The organism is Streptomyces sp. GS7 (assembly GCF_009834125.1).
GTDB lineage: Bacteria > Actinomycetota > Actinomycetes > Streptomycetales > Streptomycetaceae > Streptomyces.
This window is the reverse complement of the sequence record NZ_CP047146.1, coordinates 7,145,027-7,157,500: the sequence shown is the minus strand read 5'-3', so window position 1 is coordinate 7,157,500 and position 12,474 is coordinate 7,145,027. Positions and strand designations below refer to the sequence as shown.

Genomic DNA, 12,474 nt, shown 5'->3' with positions numbered 1-12,474 from the left:
AACTCTTGCGCCGATTGACTAAGGGTTCCTGGGTCAAGCTGATCTGCCCAGGGTAAGTCGGGACCTAAGGCGAGGCCGACAGGCGTAGTCGATGGACAACCGGTTGATATTCCGGTACCCGCTTTGGAGCGCCCAATACTGAATCAGGCGATGCTAAGTCCGTGAAGCCGCCCTGATCTCTTCGGAGTTGAGGGGAGTGGTGGAGCCGACGGACCAGACTTGTAGTAGGTAAGCGATGGGGTGACGCAGGAAGGTAGTCCAGCCCGGGCGGTGGTTGTCCCGGGGTAAGGGTGTAGCCCGAGAGATAGGCAAATCCGTCTCTCGCATAAGGGTGAGACCTGATGCCGAGCCGATTGTGGTGAAGTGGATGATCCTATGCTGTCGAGAAAAGCCTCTAGCGAGCTTCATGGCGGCCCGTACCCTAAACCGACTCAGGTGGTCAGGTAGAGAATACCGAGGCGTTCGGGTGAACTATGGTTAAGGAACTCGGCAAAATGCCCCCGTAACTTCGGGAGAAGGGGGGCCATTTCCGGTGAGGGAACTTGCTTCCTGAGCTGGGGGTGGCCGCAGAGACCAGCGAGAAGCGACTGTTTACTAAAAACACAGGTCCGTGCGAAGCCGTAAGGCGATGTATACGGACTGACGCCTGCCCGGTGCTGGAACGTTAAGGGGACCGGTTAGTCAATCTTCGGGTTGGCGAAGCTGAGAACTTAAGCGCCAGTAAACGGCGGTGGTAACTATAACCATCCTAAGGTAGCGAAATTCCTTGTCGGGTAAGTTCCGACCTGCACGAATGGCGTAACGACTTCTCGACTGTCTCAACCATAGGCCCGGTGAAATTGCATTACGAGTAAAGATGCTCGTTTCGCGCAGCAGGACGGAAAGACCCCGGGACCTTTACTATAGCTTGATATTGGTGTTCGGTTCGGCTTGTGTAGGATAGGTGGGAGACTTTGAAGCGCCAACGCCAGTTGGTGTGGAGTCGTTGTTGAAATACCACTCTGGTCGTGCTGGATGTCTAACCTGGGTCCGTGATCCGGATCAGGGACAGTGTCTGGTGGGTAGTTTAACTGGGGCGGTTGCCTCCTAAAGGGTAACGGAGGCGCCCAAAGGTTCCCTCAGCCTGGTTGGCAATCAGGTGTTGAGTGTAAGTGCACAAGGGAGCTTGACTGTGAGACTGACGGGTCGAGCAGGTACGAAAGTAGGGACTAGTGATCCGGCGGTGGCTTGTGGAAGCGCCGTCGCTCAACGGATAAAAGGTACCCCGGGGATAACAGGCTGATCTTCCCCAAGAGTCCATATCGACGGGATGGTTTGGCACCTCGATGTCGGCTCGTCGCATCCTGGGGCTGGAGTCGGTCCCAAGGGTTGGGCTGTTCGCCCATTAAAGCGGTACGCGAGCTGGGTTTAGAACGTCGTGAGACAGTTCGGTCCCTATCCGCTGTGCGCGTAGGAGTCTTGAGAAGGGCTGTCCCTAGTACGAGAGGACCGGGACGGACGAACCTCTGGTGTGCCAGTTGTCCTGCCAAGGGCATGGCTGGTTGGCTACGTTCGGAAAGGATAACCGCTGAAAGCATCTAAGCGGGAAGCCTGCTTCGAGATGAGGGCTCCCTCCCACTTGATGGGGTAAGGCTCCCAGTAGACGACTGGGTTGATAGGCCAGATATGGAAGCATCGTAAGGTGTGGAGTTGACTGGTACTAATAGGCCGAGGGCTTGTCCTCAGTTGCTCGCGTCCACTGTGTAGGTTCTGAAGTAACGAACTCGCCTTGTCGGCTGGAGTTTGTTTTCTTCATAGTGTTTCGGTGGTTATTGCGTTAGGGAAACGCCCGGTTACATTTCGAACCCGGAAGCTAAGCCTTTCAGCGCCGATGGTACTGCAGGGGGGACCCTGTGGGAGAGTAGGACGCCGCCGAACAATCATTCAGCTCCGGCCCCTGAACCTTCTGGTTCAGGGGCCGGAGCTTTTTTGTTCGGAAGGTGAGGTGACGGGCGTAACGTGCCGTTCAACTCCCGTGGACATGCTCCGCGGCATGGGGACAGTGGGAACGCTCAGGTCGGCCGGTGTCCGTGCAGGTGACGAGGTGGTGGTGCCGGCCTACGGCAACGCCGAAGTCGCCCAGGCCGTGGTGGAGTTGGGAGCGGTGCCGGTGTTCGCCGATGTGGATGCCGGGAGCTACTGTCTCGATCCGGCGGCCGTGTCGGATGTGGTGACCGGGCAGACGGCCGCGGTGGTGGCGATACACCGGTTCGGGCGGCAGGCGGATGCCGCGTGGATCCGTGAAGTCGGCCAGCGGTACGGGCTGTTGGTGCTGGTCGAGGACGAGCCCGGGGCGCGGCCGGACGGAGTGGAACAGCGGCGGGCGCATGCCACGTACCTCGACGGGCGGCTGAACGGGGTGGCGACGCCGACGCCCGCGGTGGGGCATACCTACCAGCAGTACGTGGTGCGGGTGCCGGGGAACGGGCGGCCGGACCGGGATGCGTTCGCGCGGGCGTTGCGGGCCAAGGGAGTTGCCTGCAAGGTGCCCGTACAGGCGCCGGTGTACCGGTTGCCGGGGCTGCGGCGGGACGTGTTCCTGCCGCAGACCGAGCGGGCCGTGGACGAGACCCTGGCGCTGCCGCTGCATGCCGCCATGACGCGGCGGGAGCTGCACCGGATGGTGGGGGCGTGCAATGCGCTCGGGGGATTGCTGCAGCCGGCCTTTTAGGCGGTGCGGGTGGGCGGTGTGGACGGTTCGGAAACGGCGCGGAGTTGGGGTAGTATTTATCTCGTTGCCGCGCCCCAATAGCTCAGTCGGCAGAGCGTCTCCATGGTAAGGAGAAGGTCTACGGTTCGATTCCGTATTGGGGCTCAGGAAAGGGAAAGTCCCCCACCAGATGGTGGGGGACTTTTTCGTATGTGGTGGGCGGGGGAGTGGTGGGGGCGGAGTGGTGTCTCCGCCCCCAACGGGGGCTAGTCGGCAGGGACTTCGGGGACGCGCATGGCGAGGATGGCCATGTCGTCGGAGGCCGGTTCGGCGGCGAAGCGCTCGACGGCGCGCAGCACGCGGGCGGCCACCGCGCCGGCGGTCAGGCCCGTACATGTCGTGAGAACGTCGGTGAGGCCGTCGTCGCCGAGCATGCGGGTGCCCTCGCGGCGTTCGGTGACGCCGTCGGTGACGCACAGCAGGACGTCACCGGGGTCGAGGGTGACGGTCTGTTCGTACAGTTCGAGGTCGTCCAGGACGCCGAGGAGGGGCTGGGGTTCGGCGGCCGGCTCGACGGAGCCGTCCTGGCGGAGGCGGAGCGGGAGGGGGTGGCCGGCGCAGACGACCTTGAGCCGCGCGCTGCCGTCCTCCTGCGGCCACAGCTCGCCGTAAAGGAGGGTCAGGAAGCGGCTGCGGGCGCCCTCGTCGAGGATGGCGGCGTTCAGGCGCTCCAGGACGGCGGGGCCGCCGAAGCCCTCGCGGGCGAGCAGGCGGAGCGCGTGCCGGGCGAGGCCGGTGACGGCGGCGGCCTCCGGGCCGGTGCCGCAGACGTCGCCGATGGCGAAGCCGTAGGCGCCGTCGCGGATCGGGAAGAGGTCGTAGAAGTCGCCGCCGACCTCGTTGCCCTCGCCGGCCGCGCGGTAGATGACCTCGACCTCGACGCCCGGGATGTCGGGCAGCTCCGGGGGCAGCAGGCTGCGCTGGAGGGACTGGCTGATGGCGGTGCGCTCGCTGTACAGGCGGGCGTTGTCCAGGGCGAGGGCGGCGCGGCGGGAGAGGTCCTCGGCGAGTTCGAGGATCTCCTGGCGGAAGTGCTCCTCGGTGGGTTTGCCCAGGGTGAGCATGCCGATGACGCGGTTGCGGGCGACCAGCGGGAGGACGACGGTCTCGCCGCCGACGGCGGAGGCGGTGGCGAGAGTGGCGCCGGGGCCCGTGGACGGGCGGGCGGACTCCTCCAGGCCCAGGCTGCGCAGGGAGGTGCGCAGCGCGGCGTCGTGGGCGGCGTCGGCGGGGGCGGTCCAGACGCGGGCGCCGGGGGTGGGCACCGGCTCGGGCGGGTCGACCTTCATCAGCAGGGTCTTGAGGCCGTCGATGCGGTCCTCGTCCTCATGGAGGACGTAGGAGAGTTCCGGTTCCGAGGCCTGGTCGGCGACGGTGTAGACGGCGCACCAGGTGGCGAGGGTGGGGACCGTCATCTGGGCCATCAGGGCCAGGGTCTGGTCGCGGTCGAGGGTGCCGGCGAGGAGGTCGGACGCCTCGACGAGGAAGGAGAGGGAGCCGCGGCGCAGCTTCTCCAGTTCGGTGAGGCGGGCGCGTTCGACGGCGAGGGCGATGCGGTCGGCGGCGAACTGGAGGCGCAGGGCCTCTTCGTTGGTGTAACGGGAGGGGCTCTCGGCGGCGACGCCCAGCGAACCGGTGAGCCGGCCCTCGACCTTGAGCGGGACGGTGACGACCGAGCGCATGCCCGTACCGGCGAGGAGCGGGACGGCGCCGGGGACGGCGGTGAGGTCTTCGTGGACGGCGGGCATCCGGGCGGAGCCGTAGCGTCCGGATCCGGCTTCCACGGGGACGCGGGCGAACCGCTGGCGGGCGGAGGGCAGGCCGGTGGAGGCGCGCACCTCCAGCTCGGTCTCGTCGTCGGTGGCCAGGAGCAGGTAGGCGGCGTCGCCGTCGAGCATGTCGCGGGCGCGTTCGACGGTGCGCTGGAGCAGTCCGTCGAGGTCGTCCGGTGCCGGGGAGCCGATGAAGACCTCGAACGGGTCGGACGGGCGGCCCTCGGGCGGGGTGGTGGCGTCGGCGGCGGGGGTGCGCTGCGGGCTCTGGAGGATGGCGCGTTCGTGGTCGCGGACCAGGAGGCAGACGGTGGACGCCTCGCCGTCGGCGTCGCGCACCCGCAGATGGGAGGCGTAGACGGGGATGACCCGGCCGTCGGCGCCCCTTATGCCGTAGGAGCCCTCCCAGCGGGAGAGCTGGAGCGCCTCGGCGATGCCGGTGCCGGTGCCGGGGGTGTGCGGCCAGGCGGCGAAGTCGGTGAGGGGCTTGCCGATGACCTGTTCGGCGTCGTACGCGAAGAGGTCCTGGGCGTCCTCGTTCCAGAAGCTGACGCAGCCGCCGCGGTCGATCTGGATCACCGCGACGCGGACCCGCGTGTCGGCGACCGGGAGGGCGTCCACGGGGAGGGCGGGGCCGGCCGCGCGGGTGCCGGCCGGGCGCTCGGGGAGTTCGAGGTGGAACCAGACGTGCTTCTGGGCGGCGGTGTACTCCACGCCCCAGCGGGCGGCCAGCGCGCCGCACAGCAGCAGGCCGCGTCCGCCCTCGCGGTCGGGGTGGACCATGGCCTGGCCGGCGCTCTGGAGTGGAATCTCGCGTTCGGGGTAGCGGTCGGCGACGGAGACGCGGACGCCGCCGTCGGTGCGCAGGCACAGCACATCGGCGGCGGTGCCGGCGTGCACCACGGCATTGGTGACCAGTTCGCTGGTGAGGACCACGGCGTCGTCGACGATGTCGACGCAGCCCCAACCCTGGAGAGTGTCCCTGACGAACGCACGGGCAGTGGCGACGGAGCGCCCGACCGGCTCGAAGGTGGCGGCGGCCCGCGCGGTGATCACAGCACTCCCCATTGGTCTTTCGTCGCTCCCCAGGGTCCTGTGCCCGTTTCTCGTGGCATCGATGCGCATGCCAGGCTAGACGGTCGACGCGAGCAGTGGGAACGAAGGCGTGCTTTCCGGCATGAGACGTACCTCGGCGGCCGTGCACATTCCCGTGAGGAACGTCCATGGCCGCCGGGTTATGGTCGGCAAGCGCTGCATCCCGTGTGTGGATGCTGCCGAACTGTTGTGACTCCGCCCCGTATCGGGGTTTCTCGCCGCCGCCAGGGGTGACGAAGGACAAGCCCTGCCCGTCTGCCTCAACGTATCTCCGGTGGTGTGGTTACGTTGCGACTCCTTGCCGCTTCCGTGCGGTGGGGTGAAACACTGGGCAGGCTCCGACAGAGAGCCCGGAGAGAACGGTCGACCCTGCGGGAGGGACACGGTGGAGTCTGGCGTAGCGGCGCGGGGCGCAAGCACGCGCGCGAAAGGCGGACGATCCCGGAGTAATGGGACGACCGAGGTCGATACGGCGGCGCTGAATCGCCTGCTGGTCGCTCTCGTCGCCATGCGGGACGGAAACTTCCGCAAGCGGCTCACGGTCTCCGGTGACGGCGTCATGTCGGAGATCGCGGCGGTGTTCAACGAGGTCGCGGACCGCAACCTGCATCTGACGGGTGAGCTGGCCCGGGTGCGCCGTGTCGTGGGGCGTGAGGGAAAACTCACGGAGCGGCTGGAGGTCGGCGCCGCCGAGGGCTCCTGGGCCGCGGCGATCGACGCCTCGAACGCGCTGGTGGACGACCTCGTGCGGCCGGTGTCCGAGGTGGGGCGGGTGCTGTCGGCGGTGTCCGAGGGCGACCTGGAACAGCGGATGGATCTGCGGTCGCGTAGTTCGGACAGTTCTTCGGAGCATCCCCTGCGGGGTGAGTTCCTGAAGGTGGGCCGGACGGTCAACGGGCTCGTGGACCAGCTCTCGGCCTTCACCGACGAGGTCACGCGGGTGGCCAGCGAGGTCGGTACGGAGGGCAAGCTCGGCGGTCAGGCGCGCGTGCGCGGAATGTCGGGTTCGTGGAAGGATCTGACGGAATCCGTCAATACGATGGCTTCCCGGCTGACGGCCCAGGTACGTGACATCGCTCTCGTCACCACCGCGGTGGCCAAGGGCGATCTGTCGCGCAAGGTGACGGTCCATGTCGCCGGCGAGATGCTGGAGCTGAAGAACACCGTCAACACGATGGTCGACCAGCTCTCCTCGTTCGCCTCCGAGGTGACGCGGGTGGCCCGCGAGGTCGGCACGGAGGGCGAACTCGGCGGTCAGGCGCAGGTCCCCGGTGTGGCCGGCGTGTGGAAGGACCTGACCGACTCGGTCAACCTGATGGCCGGCAACCTCACCGCGCAGGTGCGGGGGATCGCCCAGGTCACCACCGCCGTCGCGAACGGCGACCTGTCCCAGAAGGTCACGGTCAGCGCGCGCGGCGAGGTGGCGCAGCTGGCCGACACCATCAACACCATGACCGAGACGCTGCGCACCTTCGCGGACGAGGTGACGCGGGTCGCCAACGAGGTCGGCGCCGAGGGGCAGCTGGGCGGTCAGGCGCAGGTGCCGGGCGCGGCGGGTACGTGGAAGGACCTCACCGACTCGGTGAACAACGCCTTCCGCAACCTGACCGGGCAGGTGCGGGACATCGCCCAGGTGACCACCGCGGTCGCCAACGGCGACCTCTCGCAGAAGGTCACCGTCGATGTGGCCGGCGAGATGCTGGAGTTGAAGAACACCGTCAACACGATGGTGGACCAGCTCTCCTCGTTCGGTGCCGAAGTCACGCGGGTGGCGCGGGAGATCGGCGTCGAGGGCGAGCTGGGCGGCCAGGCCGCGGTGCCCGGCGCGGCGGGTACGTGGAAGGACCTGACGGACTCCGTCAACACCGCCTTCCGGAACCTGACCGGGCAGGTCCGCAACATCGCGCAGGTGACCACGGCGGTCGCCAACGGCGACCTGTCGCAGAAGGTCACCGTCGACGTCTCCGGCGAGATGCTCCAGCTGAAGAACACCGTGAACACCATGGTGGACCAGCTGTCGTCGTTCGCGGACCAGGTCACGCGGATGGCCAGGGACGTGGGCACGGAGGGCCGGCTGGGCGGCCAGGCGCGGGTGGACGGCGTCAGCGGTACGTGGAAGGAACTCACCGACTCCGTCAACTTCATGGCGGGGAACCTGACCTCGCAGGTGCGGCAGATCGCGCAGGTGACGACGGCGGTGGCGCGCGGCGACCTGTCGCAGAAGATCGACGTCGACGCGCGCGGCGAGATCCTGGAGCTGAAGAACACCATCAACACGATGGTCGACCAGCTGTCCGCGTTCGCCGAGCAGGTGACGCGGGTGGCCCGGGAGGTCGGTACGGACGGCCGGCTGGGCGGTCAGGCGCAGGTGCCCGGCGTCGCCGGCGTGTGGCGCGATCTGACCGACTCGGTGAACGGCATGGCCGGCAACCTGACGGCCCAGGTCCGCAACATCGCCCAGGTCGCGACCGCGGTCGCGCGCGGCGACCTGTCGCAGAAGATCGACGTGGACGCCCGGGGCGAGATCCTGGAGTTGAAGAACACCCTGAACACCATGGTCGACCAGCTCTCGTCCTTCGCGGAGCAGGTCACCCGGGTCGCCCGCGAGGTGGGCACCGAGGGCATCCTCGGGGGGCAGGCCGAGGTGCAGGGCGTCAGCGGTACGTGGAAGGACCTCACCCAGTCCGTCAACTTCATGGCGAACAACCTGACGTCGCAGGTGCGCAACATCGGCGAGGTGACCACCGCGGTCGCCCGCGGTGACCTCTCCAAGAAGATCACCGTCGACGCCAAGGGCGAGATCCTCGAACTCGTCACCACCGTGAACACGATGGTCGACCAGCTTTCGCTGTTCGCGGAGCAGGTGACGCGGGTCGCCCGCGAGGTCGGCACCGAAGGCCAACTGGGCGGCCAGGCACGGGTTCCGGGCGTCACCGGCATCTGGAAGGACCTCAGCGACAACGTCAACCTGATGGCCAACAACCTGACCATCCAGGTGCGGAACATCTCGCAGGTCTCGGCGGCGGTCGCCAACGGCGACCTGACGAAGAAGGTCACGGTCGAGGCGCGCGGCGAGGTCGCGCAGCTGGCCGACACCGTCAACACCATGGTCACCACGCTCTCGTCGTTCGCCGACGAGGTCACCCGCGTGGCCCGTGAGGTGGGCACCGACGGCATCCTGGGCGGCCAGGCCCGCGTTCCCGGCGTCGCCGGCACGTGGAAGGACCTCACCGAGTCGGTGAACTCCATGGCCAACAACCTCACCGGCCAGGTCCGCAACATCGCGATGGTCACCACCGCGGTCGCCAAGGGCGACCTGACCAAGAAGATCGACGTGGACGCGCGGGGCGAGATCCTGGCGCTGAAGACCACCATCAACACGATGGTCGACCAGCTGTCCTCGTTCGCCGAGCAGGTCACCAGGGTGGCCCGCGAGGTGGGAACGGAGGGCCAGCTCGGCGGTCAGGCGCAGGTGCGGGGCGTGGCCGGCACCTGGAAGGACCTGACGGAGTCGGTGAACGAGATGGCCGGCAACCTGACCCGTCAGGTGCGCGCCATCGCCGCGGTCGCCGCGGCCGTGACCCTCGGCGACCACAACGTCCGGATCGACGTGGACGCGGCCGGCGAGATCCTGGAACTCCAGGACAACGTCAACACCATGATCTCCACCCTCCGGGAGACCACCCTCGCCAACGAGGAACAGGACTGGCTCAAGGGCAACCTGGCCCGCATCTCCGGTCTGATGCAGGGCCGCCGCGACCTCAAGGACGTCGCCACCCTCATCATGAGCGAGCTGTCGCCCGCGGTCTCCGCGCAGCACGGCGCGTTCTTCCTCGCGGCGCAGCCCGACACCCGGGAGATCGGGGCGGACGGCGGCGAGCCGGGCGCGTACGAGCTGCGGCTGATGGGCTCGTACGGCTACGCCATGGGCGGCATGCCGACGACGTTCAAGCCCGGTGAGACGCTGATCGGGACGGCGGCGGAGGAGGGCCGCACGATCCTGGTGGAGAACGTGCCGTCCGGGTACCTCAAGATCGCCTCGGGTCTCGGGGAGGCGCCGCCGGCGAACATCATCGTGCTGCCGGTGCTCTTCGAGGACAAGGTGCTCGGTGTGATCGAGCTGGCGTCGTTCCAGCCGTTCACCCAGATCCAGAAGGACTTCCTCAGCCAGATCGCCGAGATGATCGCGACCAGCGTCAACACCATCTCGGTCAACACCAAGACCGAGGTGCTGCTCAAGCAGTCGCAGGAGCTGACCGAGCAACTGCGCGAGCGTTCCGCGGAGTTGGAGAGCCGGCAGAAGGCGCTGGAGCTGTCCAACTCCGAACTGGAGGAGAAGGCCGAGCAACTGCGGGCGCAGAACCGCGACATCGAGGTGAAGAACACCGAGATCGAGGAGGCGCGGCAGGTCCTGGAGGAGCGCGCCGAGCAGCTCGCGGTCTCGATGCGCTACAAGTCGGAGTTCCTGGCGAACATGTCGCACGAGCTGCGGACGCCGCTGAACTCGCTGCTGATCCTCGCCAAGCTGCTGGCCGACAACGCCGAGGGGAACCTCTCCCCGAAGCAGGTGGAGTTCGCCGAGACCATCCACGGCGCCGGCTCCGACCTGCTCCAGCTGATCAACGACATCCTCGACCTGTCCAAGGTGGAGGCCGGCAAGATGGACGTCAGCCCGACCCGCATCGCGTTGGTCCAGCTCGTCGACTACGTCGAGGCGACCTTCCGGCCGCTGACCGCCGAGAAGGGGCTGGACTTCTCCGTACGGGTCTCCCCGGAGCTGCCCGCGACGCTGCACACCGACGAGCAGCGGCTCCTCCAGGTGCTGCGCAACCTGCTGTCGAACGCGGTGAAGTTCACCGACAGCGGCGCCGTGGAGCTGGTGATCCGGCCGGCCGGCGCGGACGTCCCGGTGGCCATCCGCGAGCAGTTGCTGGAGCACGGCTCGCTGCGCGACCCGGATGCCGACATGATCGCGTTCTCGGTGACCGACACCGGCATCGGCATCGCGTCCAGCAAGATGCGGGTCATCTTCGAGGCGTTCAAGCAGGCGGACGGCACCACCAGCCGCAAGTACGGCGGTACCGGACTGGGCCTGTCCATCAGCCGGGAGATCGCCCGGCTGCTGGGTGGCGAGATCCACGCCCAGAGCGAGCCCAACCGCGGCTCCACCTTCACGCTGTACCTGCCGCACAACCCCGGCGGGCTGCCTCCGCAGGGCTACCCGCAGCTGGTCGCCGGGGGACTGGCGATGGACGCGGAGGCGCGGGAGACCGAGGCCGGGAGCCAGGACGGCGAGGAGCCGCAGCGCGACCGGGGCCACGGCGGCAGCCTGGGCAGGCGGCGGCGCCGGGCGGTGTCCGGTACGCCACGGCGGTTCGCGCTGCCCGGCCAGCCCTCGTCCGCGGGGCAGCAGCCGCACCAGACGGCGCCGCAGCCCGCCCAGCAGCCGGCCGAGGAGCCCTGGCTCGGCAACGGCCAGGACCTGGTCGACCCGGGCTTCGGTGGCGGCTTCCACGGCGAGAAGGTGCTGATCGTCGACGACGACATCCGCAACGTCTTCGCGCTCACCAGCGTCCTGGAGCAGCACGGGCTCTCGGTGCTGTACGCGGAGAACGGCCGCGAGGGCATCGAGGTGCTGGAGCAGCACGACGACATCGTGCTGGTCCTGATGGACATCATGATGCCGGAGATGGACGGCTATGCGACGACCGCCGCGATCCGGCGGATGCCGCAGTTCGCCGGGCTGCCGATCATCGCCCTGACCGCGAAGGCGATGAAGGGCGACCGGGAGAAGAGCATCGACTCCGGGGCCTCCGACTACGTGACCAAGCCGGTGGATACCGATCATCTGTTGTCGGTCATGGAGCAATGGATGCGCGCGAGGTGACGGGGCGTCCAGTATGGAGCCGGAAGAGGATCAACGCGTTGCTGACTGAGTGTGGCCGTAGACGTGTGGGACCGCGGGATTCGGGGAACCTTCTCGTCTCTCGCTGCGTTTCTGCTACGTGCACAGTGACATCGCGGTGACAGGGTGTGGCGACAGGCGGGGTGCAGCTACCATGACCGGCACAAGGACGGGCGGCGTGACGGAGCCGTCCCCTGGGGCGGCGTCCGGTTCGATGCCGGGGCGAGGAGGACGGGCCATGGTGCAGAAGGCCAAGATCCTCCTGGTCGATGACCGGCCGGAGAATCTGCTGGCGCTGGAGGCGATCCTCTCTGCGCTCGATCAGACACTGGTGCGGGCATCGTCCGGGGAGGAAGCGCTCAAGGCACTGCTCACCGACGACTTCGCGGTGATTCTGCTCGATGTGCAGATGCCGGGGATGGACGGATTCGAGACCGCCGCGCACATCAAGCGGCGGGAGCGCACCCGGGACATCCCGATCATCTTCCTCACGGCCATCAACCACGGTCCGCACCACACCTTCCGCGGCTATGCGGCCGGTGCGGTCGACTACATCTCCAAGCCGTTCGACCCGTGGGTGCTGCGCGCCAAGGTCTCGGTCTTCGTCGAGCTGTACATGAAGAACTGCCAACTCCGCGAGCAGGCTTCGCTGCTGAGGCTCCAGCTGGAGGGCGGCCGGCAGAGCGTCGGCGAGACCAAGGAGTCCGCGGGGCTGCTCGCCGAGCTCTCCGCGCGGCTGGCGGCCGTCGAGGAGCAGGCCGAGGCGCTCTCCAAACAGTTGGACGAGACCGCGGACGCCGCGGCGGTGGCCACCGCCGCACATCTGGAGCGCAAGCTGACCGGGCTGCGCCGGGCCCTGGACGCCCTGGAGCCGGGCTCGGGGGTGGCGGCGGGCTGACGGGCCGTACGGACGCGCTCTGACGGCCCTTCAGGAGACTGGCGCGCGACACGAA

The 12,474-nt window shown here is 67.8% G+C and carries 4 protein-coding genes, 1 tRNA gene and 2 rRNA genes (1 of these 7 running past the window's edge); 6 read left to right on the top strand and 1 reads right to left on the bottom strand.

Features of this window, described 5'->3' with window-relative positions; all coding sequences use genetic code 11:
* From GR130_RS31020 to GR130_RS31005, 4 genes are all read left to right on the top strand, one after another.
* Positions 1–1,723 (top strand): 23S ribosomal RNA (locus GR130_RS31020); it begins 1,401 nt to the left of the window's first position.
* Positions 1,724–1,800: 77 nt separating this feature from the next.
* Positions 1,801–1,917: ribosomal RNA gene (rrf, locus tag GR130_RS31015) — 5S ribosomal RNA — on the top strand.
* A 115-nt stretch (positions 1,918–2,032) separates the two neighbouring features.
* A complete protein-coding gene (locus tag GR130_RS31010) occupies positions 2,033–2,710 on the top strand; it encodes a DegT/DnrJ/EryC1/StrS family aminotransferase (RefSeq protein ID WP_159507765.1) in 678 nt (225 codons plus the stop codon).
* A gap of 71 nt (positions 2,711–2,781) precedes the next feature.
* Positions 2,782–2,854, top strand: a tRNA-Thr gene (locus tag GR130_RS31005).
* A 101-nt stretch (positions 2,855–2,955) separates the two neighbouring features.
* Here the strand turns inward: GR130_RS31005 and GR130_RS31000 are convergent.
* Complete coding sequence (locus GR130_RS31000) at positions 2,956–5,577, bottom strand: SpoIIE family protein phosphatase (RefSeq protein WP_159510330.1); 2,622 nt, start codon at positions 5,575–5,577, stop codon at positions 2,956–2,958.
* 424 nt (positions 5,578–6,001) lie between these two features.
* Between GR130_RS31000 and GR130_RS30995 the strand changes: the two genes are divergently transcribed.
* The gene (locus GR130_RS30995; protein WP_159507764.1) at positions 6,002–11,503 is read left to right on the top strand and encodes a HAMP domain-containing protein; all 5,502 of its coding nucleotides are present in this window, start codon (positions 6,002–6,004) and stop codon (positions 11,501–11,503) included.
* 256 nt (positions 11,504–11,759) lie between these two features.
* Entirely contained in the window at positions 11,760–12,419 is a 660-nt protein-coding gene (locus tag GR130_RS30990) for a response regulator (protein WP_159507763.1), read from the top strand.
* Positions 12,420–12,474 lie beyond the last annotated feature (55 nt).